We start from the raw sequence: 15675 nt of genomic DNA on the forward strand, positions 1-15675 counted from the left end.
TGGCGCGCGTCGGCGCCTACTTGTCGATGTCGCCGACGACGAAGAACAGCGAGCCCAGGATGGCGACCATGTCGGCGACCAGCGTGCCCGGCAGCAGTTCGGTGAGCGCCTGGATGTTGTTGAACGAAGCGGAGCGCAGCTTCAGCCGGTACGGGGTCTTCTCGCCCTTGGACACCAGGTAGTAGCCGTTGACGCCGAGCGGATTCTCGGTCCAGGCGTACGTGTGGCCCTCGGGGCCTTGAGGACCTTCGGCAGCCGCTGGTTGACGGGGCCGGGCGCGAGGTCCGCCATCCGGTCCAGGCAGGCGTCGGCGAGGTCCAGGGCGTTGTGCGTCTGCTCCAGCAGGCATTCGAACCGGGCCAGGCAGTCGCCCTCGGTCCGGGTGACGACCTTCAGCGTCCGGGTCAGTTCCCCGTACGCGAGATACGGCTCGTCGCGCCGCAGGTCGAAGTCGACGCCCGAGGCGCGGGCGATCGGCCCGGACACCCCGTACGCGTGGACCGCGTCGGCCGACAGCGCGCCGACGCCCCGGGTGCGGGCCCGGAAGATCTCGTTGCCGAGGACCAGCCCGTCGTACACGTCCATCCGGGAGCGCACCGAGGCGACGGCGTCCCGGGCGCGGCCGAGCCAGCCCGCCGGCAGGTCCTCCTTGAGGCCGCCGACCCGGTTGAACATGTAGTGCATGCGGCCGCCTGAGACCTCCTCCATCACCGCCTGAAGCTCCTCGCGCTCCCGGAACGCGTGGAACACGGGGGTGATCCCGCCGAGTTCCAGCGGGTACGAGCCGAGGAACATCAGGTGGTTGAGGACCCGGTTCAGCTCGGCGAGCAGGGTGCGGGTCCAGACCGCGCGCTCCGGGACCTCCATGCCGAGCATCCGCTCCACGGCCATCACGACGCCCAGCTCGTTCGAGAACGCGGAGAGCCAGTCGTGGCGGTTGGCGAGCATGATGATCTGGCGGTAGTCGCGGGCCTCGAACAGCTTCTCCGCGCCGCGGTGCATGTAGCCGACGACCGGTTCGGCGCGCTGGATGCGCTCGCCGTCCAGGACGATGCGGAGGCGGAGCACGCCGTGGGTGGAGGGGTGCTGGGGGCCGATGTTGAGCACCATGTCGGTGCGTTCGGCTGCGCCGCCGATGCCGATGGTCGTCTCCGTCATGGGGTCAGTATCGCGTGCCGCGCCGTTGCTCGGGGCTCCGCCCCGGGACCCCGCTCCTCAATCGCCGGAGGGGCTGGATTGTGCGGAGGGGCCTACTGCGTGTTCCAGCCAGCCGAAGTCGCCCAGGCCGCCCCTGGCCGTCAGTTCCGCTGCCTCGCCTGCCGTCGAGAGGGCACGGAGGTACGCCGTCGGGTCGGTCGACGCCAGGGTCAGGGGTGGGCGTTCGCCCGTGATGCCCAGGGCTGCCAGGGCCTCGCGTTGGGTACGCAGGTGAGCCGGCGGTCCCGCCGTCGCCGCGCACGCGTCCAGGGCGACGTGCGCCGTCAGGTCGCAGCTCCCGTCCGGCACCGGACGGACCTCGCGGCCCGCGCGGAAGCCGGTGAGCGTGCCGAAGGGCGGGCGTTCCCCGCGTACGTGCGCGTAATCCACCGCCACCGCGAGCCCCGCGGACAGGGAGGACACCGCCGCCGCCCACGCCTCGTCGCGCGGGCGGCCGATCTCCGCCCGGCTGCCCGGGCCCGCCGACGGCCACCAGCGGCGCAGCCACTCCGCGTCCGCCCCGGTCACCGGAGCGCCCAGCCGCTCCGCGCCGTCGGAGGCGCGGACCTCGACGTACCGTTCGACGCCCTCGGCGTCGGTCTCCGCGACGGGGAGCGGCACGTTGTCCAGCCACTCGTTGGCGAAGAGCAGCCCGCGCGCCCCGGGCGGCGGCGCCGCGCACCACTCCACCCGGGGGTCCAGGCCCTCGGGGCGGGCGGCGAGCTCCACCGCGTACGTACGCACCGCGAGGTCCCCGCCGCCCTCGGCCGGGAGCGCGGCGAGGACGCCGGTGACGAGTTCCCCGCGCCCGGCGCCCATGTCGACCAGGTCCACCCGCGCGGTGCCGAGGTCCGCCGCCGTGCGGACCAGGAGCCGGGCGACGGCGGCGGCGAAGAGGGGGGACGCGTGCACAGAGGTACGGAAGTGGCCCGCGGGGCCCTCGGGGCGCCGGTAGAAGCCCCCGTCGCCGTAGAGAGCGGTCTCCGCCGCCTCCTGCCACCCGCGCCACTCATCCGTCACGGGCCCAGTCTCCACCTTGGGGAGTACGGTCCGGGGACCCGGATCGGCCCTCCGGTTGACCCGGCGGCCCTCGGCCTTCTTTACGCTGGGTTACGTGCAGCGCCTCTACGATTTCATCCGCAGACACCCGACGGGCGTCGACAGCTTCTGGGCTGTCTTCCTCCTCGGGCTCTCCGGCATGACCATCGTGGTGGGCGACGTCGGGCACGGCGGCCGTCTCGAACGGATCGCGATCGTGCCGGTCGTCCTGGGGCTCTGCCTCGTCGTCGCGCTGCGCCGCCGCGCGCCGGAGAAGATGCTGCTGCTCGCCATCGCGATGGGCGTGCTCCAGCTGATCTGCGGCGTCCGGCCGAACGTCGCGAACTTCGCGATGCTCGTCATCACCTTCACCGTCGCCACCGTCGGTGAGCGCTGGGCGTCGCGGCTCGCCCTGGCGTGCAGCCTGACCGCCGCCGCGCTGTCCCAGCTCCGCTGGCCGAACGAGGAGGGGACCCCGCGCAACTGGGCGCAGGCGGTCTTCGTCGTCGTCGTGCTCACGGTCCCGTTCGTGCTGGCCTGGGTGCTCGGCGACTCGATGCGGACCCGGCGGGCCTACTTCGACCAGCTGGAGGAGCGGGCGGCCCGCCTGGAGCGGGAGCGCGAGGCCCAGTCGAAGGTCGCGGTGGCCGCCGAGCGGGCCCGTATCGCCCGCGAACTGCACGATGTCGTCGCGCACAACGTCTCCGTGATGGTGGTGCAGGCCGACGGTGCCGCCTACGTCATGGACGCGGCGCCCGACCAGGCCCGGCAGGCGCTGGAGACCATCTCCAGCACCGGCCGCCAGGCGCTCGCGGAGATGCGGCGGCTGCTCGGGGTGCTGCGGACGGGCGACGCGGAGGAGAGCGGCGAGTACGTCCCGCAGCCCGACGTCGAGCAGATCGAGGAGCTGATCGACCAGGTCCGCAAGGCCGGCCTGGCGGTGGACTTCAAGGTCGAGGGGACCGCCCGCCCGCTGCCCAGCGGCGTCGAGCTGACCGCGTACCGGATCGTGCAGGAGGCCCTGACCAACACCCGCAAGCACGGCGGCCCGCACGCCGGGGCCAGTGTGCGGCTGGTCTACTTCGACGACGGGCTCGGCCTGCTGGTCGAGGACGACGGGCGGGGCGCCGCGCACGAGCTGTACGAGGACGGGGGCGCCGACGGCGCCGGCCACGGCATGATCGGCATGCGGGAACGGGTCGGCATGGTCGGCGGCACACTGGACGCCGGGCCGCGCCCCGGCGGAGGATTCCGGATCAGCGCGCTGCTGCCGCTCAAGGCCGCCGACCGCTGAACGAACGAGGAGAGAACAGCCCCCATGGCGATCCGCGTGATGCTCGTCGACGACCAGGTGCTGCTGCGCACCGGCTTCCGGATGGTGCTCGCCGCCCAGCCCGACATGGAGGTGGTCGCCGAGGCCGGTGACGGCGCGGAGGCGATCGACATCCTGCGTGCCACCGCCGTGGACGTGGTGCTGATGGACGTCCGCATGCCGAAGCTGGACGGCGTCGAGGCCACCCGCCGCATCTGCGCGCAGCCCGAGCCGCCGAAGGTGCTGATCCTGACCACGTTCGACCTGGACGAGTACGCGTTCTCCGGGCTGAAGGCCGGGGCCAGCGGCTTCATGCTGAAGGACGTGCCGCCGGGCGAACTGCTCGCCGCGATCCGCTCCGTGCACAGCGGCGACGCGGTCGTCGCCCCGTCCACCACCCGTCGGCTGCTCGACCGGTTCTCGCCGATGCTGCCCAGCGGCACCCCGGAACCGCAGCACAAGGACATCGCCAAGCTCACCGAACGCGAGCGCGAGGTGATGCTGCTGGTCGCGCAGGGCCTGTCGAACGGCGAGATCGCGGGGCGCCTGGTGCTCTCCGAGGCGACCGTGAAGACGCACGTCGGCCGCATCCTGACCAAGCTGTCCCTGCGCGACCGCGTGCAGGTCGTCGTCCTCGCGTACGAGACCGGCCTGGTCCGCGCCGGCGGCGGCGCGGGCTGAGCACCAGGCCCTAGCGCAGGACCCCCTCCAGGAAGTCGCTGCCCAGCCGGGCCACCACCGTCAGGTCCAGCTGGTGCAGGACGTACCGGCCGCGCCGCCGGGTCGTGACCAGACCGGCCTTCTTGAGCACCGCGAGGTGGCGCGAGACCTCGGGCGGCGTGATCCCGTTCGTGTCGGCCAGCTCACCGGTGGTGTACGGGGAACGCGCGATGTTCCGGCACAGCCGCATCCGCATCGGGTGCGCCAGCGCCTCCATCCGCAGCTGGAGCAGCTCCACCGAGGCGGGCGCGGGCAGCTCCGGCCGGTGCACCGGGTAGTGGAGCACCGGACGCCAGCCCGGGGCGTGCAGCACCATCAGATGCGGCCAGCCGAAGCTGGTCGGGATCAGCGTGAGCCCGGGGCCGACGGCGGGGTCCGTCGCGGTGGTCGCCCCCTCGGACAGCTTGTCGACGCTGATCCGGCCGCCGTCCGCGTCGAGCGAGAGCGCGGGCGAGACCGCCCGTATCGCCTCGGCGAGGCCCTTGCGCCGCAGCAGATCCGTCTTGTGCCGCGCGTCCGCCGCCAGCTGGACGCGCGTCCGCTCCCAGGTGTCCGCGAAGAACGCCTGGTCGCAGTCCTCGAACAGGCGGCGCAGCCAGCGGCGTACCGGAGCCGGGTCGGTCAGCAGCCGCTCGGTGAAGTCCACCTGGCGCGGGCCGCGCGCCGCCGCCATGTCCAGCGCCCGGGCACGGGCGTCCCGGTTGCGCAGCGGGGAGGCCGCGCCGGTCCCGTAGAATGCGGCGCAGGTGAACTCCAAAGCGGCCGAGACGAACCGGTCGTCGTCCAGCCGGTCCAGGATGTCCAGCTCGGCGGCGAGGCTGTCGCCCGGCACGCCGTCGCCCCCGACGACCCCGGCGGACGGCATGAAGATGTCCGAGAAGGTGTTCCGCCACAGGAACTCCGCCTCGTGCAGCCGGTCGGCGAGATCGGGCTCCAGGGCCGTGGCGGTGGCCGTCACCCAGCCGTGCAGGCCCGGGTGGTGCCCCGGCTCGGAGAGGGCGTGCAGGGCGACGCCCAGCTCCACGAGCGGGGAGGTCCGGAAGACGATGCGGCCGGGGTCGAGCCCCGCTATGTCGATGGTGACGCTCACCGGTCCATGGTGCCCGTCAGCCGCTCCAGGAATGCCGCCACCGCGTCCCGTACGTCGTCCGCGCTCCACTCCAGCCCGGCCTCCGCCACCGTGACCTCCGTGAACGCCACCCCCGGAGCCCCCGCGCCCGGCGTGAACCAGCGGCGGAAGAGCACCGTGCCCGTCTCCTCCGCCTGCCGCACCGACGCCTCGGTCAGCACCTCCGCGTCGTACGGCAGCCACACCTGGAACTGGTGGGTGTGCGGCACCTCCGGATGCACCCGGAACCAGCCCGCGCCGCCCGCCGCCAGGCCCTCGGCCAGCGCCCCGGCCACCACCTTCGCGTGCGCCGCGTACGACGGCAGCTTCGGCAGCTCCCGGTCGAGCCCGGCCAGGGCGGCGACCGCCGCCGGGAACTGCTGGAAGAGCTGACCGCCGTACCGGTGCCGCCAGAGGCGGGCCTCCTCGACCAGCGAGGCGGAACCGGCGAGCACGGCCCCGGAGATCCCGCCCAGGGACTTGTAGAACGACACGTACACGCTGTCCGCGAGCGCGGCGATCTCCGGCAGCCCGCGCCCGAAGTGCGTGGCGCACTCCCAGAGCCGGGCCCCGTCGAAGTGGACGACGGCGTCCCGGTCGCGGGCGGCGGCCACCACGGCCTCCAGCTCCTCCCAGGTGGGCAGCAGGAAACCGGCGTCCCGCAGCGGCAGCTCCAGCATCAGCGTGCCGAACGGCTCCGGGAAGTCGCGGACCTCGTCGGCGGTCGGCAGCCTCGGGTCCGTCGTCGGGTGGACCGTGCGCAGCCCGCTCACCGCCCCCAGGGCGCCGTTCTCGTGGACCTCCGGGTGGGCGAGCGGGTGCAGGGCGACGACGGGGTTGCCGGTGCGGGCGGCCCAGCAGCGCAGCGCGACCTGCTGCGCCATCGTCCCGGTCGGGAAGAACACGGCGGCCTCCGTGCCGAGCAGCCCGGCGACCCGCCGCTCCAGCTCGCCGACGACACCGTCCCCGTAGATGTCCGCGGGAAGGTCCGGATCGGTGACCGTCCCGGCGTCCGCCGCCAGGGCGGCCAGCTGCTCGCCGAGCGTGCGGTCCTGGGGGAGGCGGGACAGGGTGCGCCCGGCCGCGCGCCAGGCGGTGAGCCGGCGCAACCGCGCCGCCTCCTCGCTCCCCGGCTCCGCCGTCTCGTCCGTCACCTGCGTGTTCATGTCTGTCATGGGACGATCATCACGCAGAACTCCGGAGCTGCCCACCGCGTTTCCGGGGCCCGCCCGGAGCGGTATCCACAGGCTGTGGACAAGCCGCGGGGGCGGGGCGCCCGCTGGCGTAGCATGCAAGGGAATCGTCCGGTACCCCCCGCGGACTGGAACGGAAGGCCCGCAGTGTGAACGCAACAGCTTCCAAGGACCCGCTCGACGCCAGGGACCGCCCCGCCCGGCTCACCGTCGGCGTGGTGGGGGCGGGCCGTGTCGGCCCCGCCCTGGCCGCCTCCCTCGCCCTCGCCGGGCACCGCCCGGTCGCCGTCTCCGGGGTCTCCGACGCCTCGCGGCGGCGCGCCGCCGACCTCCTCCCCGACGTCCCCGTCGTGACGCCCGCCGACGTCCTCGCACGCGCCGAGCTGGTCCTGCTGACCGTCCCCGACGACGCCCTCCCCGGGCTGGTCGAGGGGCTGGCCGAGACCGGGGCGGTCCGCCCCGGACAGCTCCTCGTGCACACCTCCGGGCGGTACGGGACGAAGGTGCTGGACCCCGCCCGGCGGGCCGGCGCCCTGCCGCTCGCGCTGCACCCCGCGATGACGTTCACCGGCACCTCCGTGGACGTCCAGCGGCTGGCCGGCTGCTCCTTCGGGGTCACCGCGCCGGACGAGCTGCGGCTCGCCGCCGAGGCGCTGGTCATCGAGATGGGCGGCGAGCCGGAATGGATCGCGGAGGAGTCCCGTCCGCTGTACCACGCGGCCCTCGCCCTCGGCGCGAACCACCTGGTCACCCTGGTCGCCCAGTCGATGGAGCTGCTGCGCACCGCCGGGGTCACCGCCCCCGACCGGATGCTCGGCCCCCTGCTCGGCGCCGCCCTGGACAACGCCCTGCGCTCCGGCGACGCGGCGCTCACCGGACCGGTCGCGCGCGGCGACGCCGGCACGGTCGCCGCGCACCTCGGCGAGCTGCGCGCCCACGCCCCGCAGACGGTCGCGGGTTACGTGGCGATGGCCCGCGCCACCGCGGACCGCGCCCTCGCCCACGGCCTGCTCAAGCCGGAGCTGGCCGAGGACCTGCTCGACGCCCTGGCGGACGGCGCCGCCGGCACGCAGGGCCCCGGCCCGACCGGCCCCGGCCCTCATGGCCACGGCGGCCCCAACCCTTCCGGCGACACCGGCACCGGACCGGAGGAGACCCGATGACCGCCACCGCATCCACCGCCCCGGTCCTGCTGAACACGGCCGGTGAGCTGCACGCGTACGCCCCCGAGGGGAAGCGGGCCGTCGTCATGACGATGGGCGCCCTGCACGAGGGCCACGCCTCGCTGATCCGCGCCGCCCGCGCCCACGCGGGCCCCGCCGGGCAGGTCGTCGTCACCGTCTTCGTCAACCCGCTCCAGTTCGGCGAGGCCGCCGACCTCGACCGCTACCCGCGCACGCTCGACGCCGACCTCGCGGTGGCCGGCGCGGCCGGCGCCGACGTGGTCTTCGCGCCGTCCGTGGACGAGGTCTACCCGGGCGGCGAGCCCCAGGTCCGGATCTCGGCGGGCCCGATGGGCGAGCGCCTGGAGGGGGCCTCGCGCCCCGGCCACTTCGACGGCATGCTCACCGTCGTCGCCAAGCTGCTCCACCTCACCCGCCCGGACACCGCGTTCTTCGGGCAGAAGGACGCCCAGCAGCTCGCCCTGATCCGGCGCATGGTGCGCGACCTCAACTTCCCGGTGGAGATCACCGGCGTGGAGACGGTCCGGGAGCCGGACGGCCTCGCGCTGTCCAGCCGCAACCGCTTCCTCGATCCGCACGAGCGCCGCACCGCGCTCGCCCTGTCCCGGGCCCTGTTCGCGGCCCGCGACCGGCTCGCCGCCCAGGCCGCCCTGCACGCCCGCGCGCAGGCCACCGGCGCCACCGAGGACCGGGCCGCCGGACTCAACCGGCTCGGCGAGGCCCGCCTCGCGGCCGACGCCCAGGCGGTCGCCCGGGCCCGCCCGGACGCCGGACCCGCCGCCGTGCGCGCCGCCGCCCGCACGGTCCTGGAGGACGCGGAGGCCGCGAGCCCGCCGCTCGCCCTGGACTACGTGGCGCTCGTGGACCCGGCCGACTTCACCGAGATCCCCGACGACCGCGCGGCCGGTGACGCGATCCTCGCCGTCGCCGCCCGGGTCGGCGCCACCCGCCTCATCGACAACATCCCCCTCACCTTCGGAGCGACCCCGTGACCGGAATACGGCTGACCGCCCCCGCACCCGGCTGGTCCATCGACGCCGACGTCGTGGTCGTCGGCTCCGGCGTCGCCGGCCTCACCACCGCCCTGCGCTGCGCCGCCGCGGGCCTCGCCACCGTCGTGGTGACCAAGGCACGCCTGGACGCCGGCTCCACCCGCTGGGCCCAGGGCGGCATCGCCGCGGCCCTCGGCGAGGGGGACACGCCCGAACAGCACCTGGACGACACCCTGGTCGCCGGCGTCGGCCTCTGCGACGAGTCCGCGGTGCGGGCCCTGGTCACCGACGGCCCGGGCGCGGTGCGCCGGCTGATGGAGACCGGCGCCCGCTTCGACACCGCCGAGGACGGCTCCGTCGCCCTCACCCGCGAGGGCGGCCACCACCGCCGCCGCATCGTCCACGCGGGCGGCGACGCGACCGGCGCCGAGGTCTCCCGCGCCCTGGTGGAGGCGGTCCGCGCGGCCGCCCTGCACACCATCGAGAACGCCCTCGTGCTCGACCTCCTCACCGACGCCGAAGGCCGTACCGCCGGGGTCACCCTGCACGTCATGGGCGAGGGCCAGCACGACGGCGTCGGCGCGGTCAACGCCCCGGCCGTGGTCCTGGCCACCGGCGGCATGGGCCAGGTCTTCTCCGCCACCACCAACCCCTCGGTCTCCACCGCCGACGGCGTGGCGCTCGCGCTGCGGGCCGGCGCGGAGGTCTCGGACGTCGAGTTCGTCCAGTTCCACCCCACCGTGCTCTTCCTCGGCGCCGGCTCCGAGGGCCAGCAGCCGCTGGTCTCCGAAGCGGTACGCGGTGAGGGCGCCCACCTCGTGGACGCCTCCGGTACGCGCTTCATGCTCGGGCAGCACGAGCTGGCGGAGCTGGCCCCGCGCGACATCGTCGCCAAGGGCATCACGCGCCAGATGCAGCTCAAGGGCACCGACCACATGTACCTCGACGGCCGCCACTTCGGCGCCGAGATGTGGGAGAACCGCTTCCCGACCATCCTGGCCGCCTGCCGGTCCCACGGCATCGACCCGGTTACCGAGCCCATCCCCGTAGCCCCCGCCGCGCACTATGCCTCCGGCGGCGTCCGCACCGACCTGCGGGGCCGTACGACCGTCCCCGGCCTGTACGCCTGCGGCGAGGTCGCCTGCACCGGGGTGCACGGCGCGAACCGGCTGGCGTCCAACTCGCTGCTCGAAGGACTCGTCTTCGCCGAGCGCATCGCCGCCGACATCGTCGCCGACCGCCCCCGCGCGGGCGAGGCGGTCGGACCCGTCGGGACCCCCGTCCCGCTGCTCGCCCCCGAGACCCGGCTCACGGTGCAGCGCGCCATGACCCGGGGCGCCGGAGTGCTGCGCTCCGCCGAGAGCCTGGCCACCGCCGCCGCCGAGCTGGAGGAGCTGCGGCTCGGCGCCCACGAGACCGGGGCGGACGGGACCAAGCCCGCGGTGCCCGGCGTCGAGGCGTGGGAGGCCACCAACCTGCTGCTCGTCGCCCGGGCCCTGGTCGCCGCCGCCCGCGCCCGCGAGGAGACCCGCGGCTGCCACTGGCGCGAGGACCGGCCCGAGCGCGACGACGCGGAGTGGCGCCGCCACCTCGTCGTACGGCTCGGCCCGGACGGCGCTCTCGTCCTCCGTCGGACGGATACCGAGGCATTCGGGCCCGTGGACGCGCCCGGGGCACCAGACTGCGCAGCGACGAGCACCACCCACCCCACCCCGAGGAGCCGTAACCGTGAGCACGCCCGAAGAGAATCCGCGCCCCACACCCGTGGACGTCCCGCTGATCCGGGTCGGCGCGCCCGCCCCCGCCGCGGGCGGCTGCGGGGACGGCTGCGGCTGCGGCGGCGACGAGGAGTACGAGGAGTGCGGGCTCGACCCCGCCCTCGCCCAGCTCCTCGTCGAATCCGGCCTGGACCCGATCCAGGTCGAGGACATCGCGCACCTCGCCATCGCCGAGGACCTGGACGGCGGGGTGGACGTCACGACCGTCGCCACCGTCGCCGAGGACGCCATGGCCACCGGCGACTTCACCGCCCGCGAGGCCGGTGTGGTGGCCGGGCTGCGCGTGGCCGAGGCGGTCCTGTCGATCGTCTGCACCTCCGAGTTCGAGGTCGAGCGGCACGTCGAGGACGGCGACCGCGTCGCCCCCGGCCAGAAGCTGCTGACCGTCACCACCCGCACCCGCGACCTCCTCACCGGCGAGCGCAGCGCCCTCAACCTGCTCTGCCGGCTCTCCGGCATCGCCACCGCCACCCGCGCCTGGGCCGACGTGCTGGAGGGCACCAAGGCCGAGGTCCGGGACACCCGCAAGACGACGCCCGGGCTGCGCGCCCTGGAGAAGTACGCCGTGCGCTGCGGCGGCGGCGTCAACCACCGGTTCTCGCTGTCCGACGCCGCGCTGGTCAAGGACAACCACGTCATCGCGGCGGGCGGGGTCGCGGAGGCGTTCAAGCGGGTCAGGGAGGAGTTCCCGGACGTCCCGATCGAGGTCGAGGTGGACACCCCGGCCCAGCTCACCGAGGTCCTCGACGCGGGCGCCGACCTGGTCCTGCTGGACAACTTCACCCCGGCCGAGACCGCCGAGGCGGTCGCCCTGACCGGCGGGCGCGCGATCCTGGAGTCCTCCGGCCGGCTCACCCTCGACTCGGCCCGCGCGTACGCGGAGGCCGGGGTCGACTACCTGGCCGTGGGCGCGCTGACCCACTCCTCGCCGATCCTGGACATCGGCCTGGACTTCCGCGACACCGACGGGGCCGGCGCCTGATGCTGCTCACCATCGACGTCGGGAACACCCACACCGTCCTCGGCCTGTTCGACGGCGAGGAGATCGTCGAGCACTGGCGGATCTCCACGGACGCCCGCCGCACCGCCGACGAGCTGGCCGTGCTGCTCCAGGGCCTCATGGGCATGCACCCGCTGCTCGGCATGGAGCTGGGCGACGGCATCGAGGGCATCGCGATCTGCTCCACGGTCCCGGCCGTGCTGCACGAGCTGCGCGAGGTGACCCGCCGCTACTACGGAGACGTCCCCGCCGTGCTCGTGGAGCCCGGCATCAAGACCGGGGTGCCGATCCTGATGGACAACCCGAAGGAGGTCGGCGCGGACCGCATCATCAACGCGGTCGCCGCCGTCGACCTCTACGGCGGTCCGGCGATCGTGGTCGACTTCGGCACGGCCACCACCTTCGACGCGGTCTCGGCCCGGGGCGAGTACACCGGCGGTGTCATCGCGCCCGGCATCGAGATCTCCGTCGAGGCGCTGGGCGTCAAGGGCGCCCAGCTCCGCAAGATCGAGCTGGCCCGGCCGCGCAGCGTCATCGGCAAGAACACCGTCGAGGCCATGCAGGCGGGCATCATCTACGGCTTCGCCGGTCAGGTCGACGGGGTCGTGGAGCGGATGAAGAAGGAGCTGGCGGACGATCCGGACGATGTCACCGTCATCGCGACGGGCGGCCTTGCTCCGATGGTGCTGAACGAGTCCTCCGTCATCGACGAGCACGAGCCCTGGCTGACCCTCATCGGGCTCCGCCTGGTGTACGAGCGCAACGTGTCGCGACTGTAGGGGAGGCCCCTGACCGGCGGTTCCGGGTGCGGACGCGCCCCGGGGCCGCCGCGCCACCGACGACCAGTTAAGCCGATTTTGTCCCTTTAGCACGTATTGTCGCGTCATGCCCACGCCCTACGGATCACGCGGCGGTATGGCCTTCAGCGCGGACGAGCTGCGAGTGCTCCGACGCGCCCTCGCCTTCGCGCTGCACCCCGCGCCCCTGCCCGACGAGGATGTCCAGGACTGCCTGCGGCTGGCGGGCAGCGTGGACGAGGCCGTCGCCGAGGCCGGACGGCTGCGCGCCTTCCTCCTCGCCGACCTCGTCCGCTACCGCGACGCCCTCCCCGGCTCCCTCACCGGCTATCTGGAGCTTCTCCAGGACGCCCTGGCCGCCGGATACGACCCGCTCCCCGAGGATCTGGCCGCGCTGCGCGCCCTGCGCGGCGGCCCGCTCGCCGCGGCCCTCCTGGAGCGCTGCCAGATGATCGCGGAGCGCTCGGTGCGCGCCCGGCTCGCCGGACGGGCCGTGCACGCGACCGCCCCGGCGCCCCGCAGCCGGCTGCTCGCGCTGCCCGGCGGGCGCGCCGCCGAGCCGGACAAGCCGAAGGCGCCGCCGGCCCCGGCCCGCCCCGTACCGCCGTCCGAGCGCCCGGCCCCGAAGCCCTCCGAGGTCTTCCCGCCGCGCCGCCCCGCACCGCAGCCGCCGCAGCGCCGCGCGGGGTAGGGCCTCTCGGGGAGCCGGGAAGCCGCTCGCTACTCTGGAGGGCATGGACTATGTATCCGCGCTCGTGCCCCCCGTGGTGATGGCCGCCTTCTTCATCGGCCTGGTCGTGACGATCGTCAAGAGCCAGGGCGGCCCCAACAAGGCCAAGGAGGACGCGGCCGTGGACGCGGCGATCAGCCGCGCCGAGTCGGTTCAGCAGACCCCGCGCACCGAAGGGGCCTGACCCCTCCGGGCGCGCCCGGCGCTCCCGTAAACGAAAGGGCGTACGACTCCCGAGGAGTCGTACGCCCTTTTGCTGTGTGAATAGCTACGCATTCCAGACATCTGGCACTAAGGTGACGCTGTGCCCCGTCAATTGGGAGAGCTCGAAGACGCCGTGATGACACGGGTCTGGGAATGGAACCGTCCGGTCACTGTGCGGGAAGTCCTGGAGGACCTTCAGCAGGAGCGGTCCATCGCCTACACCACCGTCATGACGGTAATGGACAATCTCCATCAGAAGGGCTGGGTCCGCCGCGAAGTGGAGGGCCGCGCATATCGATATACGGCCGTCTCCACCCGCGCCGCATACGCCGCCGCCCTGATGAACGAAGCCTGGTCGCTCAGCGACAACCCGGCGGCCGCGCTCGTCGCGTTCTTCGGGATGATGTCGGCCGAGCAGCGCGAGGCTCTGCGCGACGCGATGCGGATCGTTCTGCCCGCTCTTCCCGAGGACGGCCCGGCCCCCGCGGACGGAGCCGGGGACGGCGAAGCCGGTGAAGCGGCCGATGGCGCGGAGCCGGAGGCCGGGCGATAGCGTCTGCGTATGTCCTCAGAGCTTCCGCAAACCGATTACCGGACCGAACCGTCGGTTATAAACATGGCCATCACCGTCCGGCGCGCACGGACGAGCGATGTACCCGCCGTCCGCCGTCTCCTCGACGGCTACGTGCGGGAAGGCATCCTCCTCGACAAAGCCACGGTCACGCTTTACGAGGACATCCAGGAGTTCTGGATCGCCGAACGCGACGAGGACGCCTCGGTCGTCGGCTGCGGTGCCCTGCACGTCATGTGGGAAGACCTCGCCGAAGTCCGCACGCTCGCCGTCGACCACGGCCTCAAGGGCGCCGGAGTGGGCCACCAGGTCCTCGACAAGCTGCTGCGCACCGCCCGCTGGCTCGGTGTCCGCCGGGTTTTCTGTCTCACCTTCGAAGTCGACTTCTTCGCGAAGCACGGCTTCGTGGAGATCGGAGAGACGCCCGTCGACGGAGATGTCTACAGCGAGCTGCTGCGTTCCTATGACGAGGGAGTCGCGGAGTTCCTCGGTCTCGAACGAGTGAAGCCGAACACCTTGGGCAACAGCCGGATGCTTCTGCACCTGTGACCGCGCGAAGAGCGGGAAGAGGGGCGCACGCCCCTATGTCCGAATCGCGCACGTTTCCCGTCTCCTTGAGCTGCTGAACCTCTCCCGGGGGTTTGTGTTTTCCGGGGAAAAGCGGTTTCCTTTCCGCGTACTCCATTTTCGATGAAAGGAAATCCGGTGGCACAGAAGGTTCAGGTCCTTCTTGTTGACGACCTCGACGGTGGCGAGGCGGACGAGACGGTGACGTTCGCGCTGGATGGCAAGACGTACGAGATCGACCTCACCACCAGCAACGCGGACAAGCTGCGTTCCCTTCTCGAGCCCTACGCGAAGAACGGCCGGCGTACCGGTGGCCGTGCGGCGTCGGGACGCGGCAAGGGCCGCGCCGTCTCCGGTGGCAACAAGGACACCGCCGAGATCCGTAAGTGGGCCCGCGAGAACGGCCACAATGTGAATGACCGCGGCCGCGTCCCCGCCGAGATCCGTGAGGCTTACGAGAAGGCCAACGGCTGAGCCACGGGCTCATCGTGGAACAAGCCGGCCCGGGCACGCGCCAGTCGGGCCCGGTGGCATTCCGTCGCCACGGCGTCCACGAGCCGGACGAGGTCGGGAGCATCGCCACGCGCGCTCCCGAAGCCGGAGAAAGCCGGGAGAACCGGCGCTTCGTCCTGTTCCCGTGACGGCCTGGGGGGCCGCAGCCAGGAGGCGGCCCCCGGCTCCGCCGGACGTCCGGGCGGCGGCGGAGCGGTGATCCGCCCGCCCGCGCCCAGACCGGTCAGCGACAGCGCGACCCCGCCCCACTCCAGCCAGTCGAGCAGCCCCGGAAGCTCCTCCGCGCTCCCCGGCGCCACCAGCAGGCTCATCCGCAGCCCCATGAGCGCCACCGGCCCCGTAGGGCCCACCCGCCGCAGCGCCGCGTGCCCGGCCACGGCGGGGACGACGAGCACGTCGAACCGCAGCCCGGTCAGCAGCCGCACCGGCGCACCGCCCGCGGTGGCCCAGCCCATCTCCCGCTCGTACCACCCGGCCCAGCCGTCCCACGGCTCGCCCCGGGCGTCACCGCCCGACTCGACGGCGGGCGGGACACGGGGCGGCGGGACGGTGAGGGTCATGACGGAACAACCCCCGACCGGCCCCCAGGTTACGTAAAGCGCACAAGTGACCGCGTAGGGTGTCCGGGTTGGGGGCGTACGGGCGCATTCAGGAGTACGAAGATGTTCGCCCGTAGCGGAGGGAACCCGCGTACGCCGCATGGACTGTCTGTAATTGCGGGTAAGACATCCCTAGTGGGGAGGGGCGACACGCAAGCCATCCACGTCTCAC

15 protein-coding genes and 2 pseudogenes are annotated in these 15675 nt (G+C 73.5%); 12 read left to right on the forward strand and 5 right to left on the reverse strand.

Annotated features, from left to right (window positions below; genetic code table 11):
- Positions 1-16: 16 nt before the first annotated feature.
- Both NEH16_RS17610 and NEH16_RS17615 read right to left on the reverse strand, forming a co-directional pair.
- A pseudogene (locus NEH16_RS17610) lies at positions 17-1158 on the reverse strand (NADH-quinone oxidoreductase subunit D).
- A gap of 57 nt (positions 1159-1215) precedes the next feature.
- Positions 1216-2217, reverse strand: coding sequence for an SAM-dependent methyltransferase (locus NEH16_RS17615; protein ID WP_265543539.1), 1002 nt, complete (start codon positions 2215-2217; stop codon positions 1216-1218).
- Positions 2218-2311: 94 nt separating this feature from the next.
- On the opposite strand from NEH16_RS17615, the gene NEH16_RS17620 reads away from it, so the two are divergent.
- Together NEH16_RS17620 and NEH16_RS17625 are read left to right on the forward strand one after the other, a co-directional pair.
- On the forward strand, positions 2312-3529 hold the full coding sequence (locus tag NEH16_RS17620) for a sensor histidine kinase (protein WP_073966831.1): 1218 nt from the start codon (positions 2312-2314) through the stop codon (positions 3527-3529).
- Positions 3530-3553: 24 nt separating this feature from the next.
- Positions 3554-4228, forward strand: coding sequence for a response regulator (locus NEH16_RS17625; protein ID WP_265543541.1), 675 nt, complete (start codon positions 3554-3556; stop codon positions 4226-4228).
- 10 nt (positions 4229-4238) lie between these two features.
- Here NEH16_RS17625 and NEH16_RS17630 read toward each other — a convergent pair whose 3' ends face one another.
- Together NEH16_RS17630 and NEH16_RS17635 are read right to left on the reverse strand one after the other, a co-directional pair.
- Positions 4239-5357, reverse strand: coding sequence for a DUF5937 family protein (locus NEH16_RS17630; protein WP_265543543.1), 1119 nt, complete (start codon positions 5355-5357; stop codon positions 4239-4241).
- A complete protein-coding gene (locus NEH16_RS17635) occupies positions 5354-6550 on the reverse strand; it encodes a threonine aldolase family protein (protein WP_265543545.1) in 1197 nt (398 codons plus the stop codon). The genes NEH16_RS17630 and NEH16_RS17635 overlap by 4 nt, the downstream gene beginning before the upstream one ends.
- A gap of 167 nt (positions 6551-6717) precedes the next feature.
- On the opposite strand from NEH16_RS17635, the gene NEH16_RS17640 reads away from it, so the two are divergent.
- The 10 genes and pseudogenes from NEH16_RS17640 (at position 6718) to NEH16_RS17685 (ending at position 14865) form a co-directional block, all read left to right on the forward strand.
- The gene (locus NEH16_RS17640; protein WP_265543546.1) at positions 6718-7731 is read left to right on the forward strand and encodes a Rossmann-like and DUF2520 domain-containing protein; all 1014 of its coding nucleotides are present in this window, start codon (positions 6718-6720) and stop codon (positions 7729-7731) included.
- Positions 7728-8744 (forward strand): pantoate--beta-alanine ligase, encoded by a 1017-nt coding sequence (gene panC / locus NEH16_RS17645; RefSeq protein ID WP_073966328.1) that lies wholly within the window; start codon positions 7728-7730, stop codon positions 8742-8744. The genes NEH16_RS17640 and panC overlap by 4 nt, the downstream gene beginning before the upstream one ends.
- Positions 8741-10423: pseudogene (locus NEH16_RS17650) on the forward strand (L-aspartate oxidase); the annotation flags it as partial. The gene panC and the pseudogene NEH16_RS17650, both read left to right, overlap by 4 nt.
- A 49-nt stretch (positions 10424-10472) precedes the next feature.
- Positions 10473-11504, forward strand: coding sequence for a carboxylating nicotinate-nucleotide diphosphorylase (gene nadC / locus NEH16_RS17655; protein ID WP_265543548.1), 1032 nt, complete (start codon positions 10473-10475; stop codon positions 11502-11504).
- The gene (locus NEH16_RS17660; protein ID WP_073966325.1) at positions 11504-12301 is read left to right on the forward strand and encodes a type III pantothenate kinase; all 798 of its coding nucleotides are present in this window, start codon (positions 11504-11506) and stop codon (positions 12299-12301) included. The genes nadC and NEH16_RS17660 overlap by 1 nt, the downstream gene beginning before the upstream one ends.
- Before the next feature lie 136 nt (positions 12302-12437).
- Positions 12438-13010, forward strand: a complete 573-nt coding sequence (locus NEH16_RS17665; RefSeq protein WP_265547240.1) for a hypothetical protein — start codon at positions 12438-12440, stop codon at positions 13008-13010.
- A 43-nt stretch (positions 13011-13053) separates the two neighbouring features.
- A complete protein-coding gene (locus NEH16_RS17670) occupies positions 13054-13233 on the forward strand; it encodes a hypothetical protein (RefSeq protein WP_018102269.1) in 180 nt (59 codons plus the stop codon).
- A gap of 120 nt (positions 13234-13353) precedes the next feature.
- On the forward strand, positions 13354-13806 hold the full coding sequence (locus tag NEH16_RS17675) for a BlaI/MecI/CopY family transcriptional regulator (protein WP_073966323.1): 453 nt from the start codon (positions 13354-13356) through the stop codon (positions 13804-13806).
- A gap of 9 nt (positions 13807-13815) precedes the next feature.
- Positions 13816-14373 (forward strand): amino-acid N-acetyltransferase, encoded by a 558-nt coding sequence (locus NEH16_RS17680; RefSeq protein WP_073966322.1) that lies wholly within the window; start codon positions 13816-13818, stop codon positions 14371-14373.
- Positions 14374-14529: 156 nt separating this feature from the next.
- Positions 14530-14865 (forward strand): histone-like nucleoid-structuring protein Lsr2, encoded by a 336-nt coding sequence (locus tag NEH16_RS17685; RefSeq protein WP_018102272.1) that lies wholly within the window; start codon positions 14530-14532, stop codon positions 14863-14865.
- On the opposite strand, the gene NEH16_RS17690 is transcribed toward NEH16_RS17685, so the two are convergent.
- Positions 14844-15464, reverse strand: a complete 621-nt coding sequence (locus NEH16_RS17690) for an SCO3374 family protein (RefSeq protein WP_265543551.1) — start codon at positions 15462-15464, stop codon at positions 14844-14846. The two genes, NEH16_RS17685 and NEH16_RS17690, sit on opposite strands and share 22 nt — an antisense overlap.
- Between the last annotated feature and the right edge of the window lie 211 nt (positions 15465-15675).

This window comes from Streptomyces drozdowiczii (assembly GCF_026167665.1).
GTDB classification, from domain to species: domain Bacteria; phylum Actinomycetota; class Actinomycetes; order Streptomycetales; family Streptomycetaceae; genus Streptomyces; species Streptomyces drozdowiczii_A.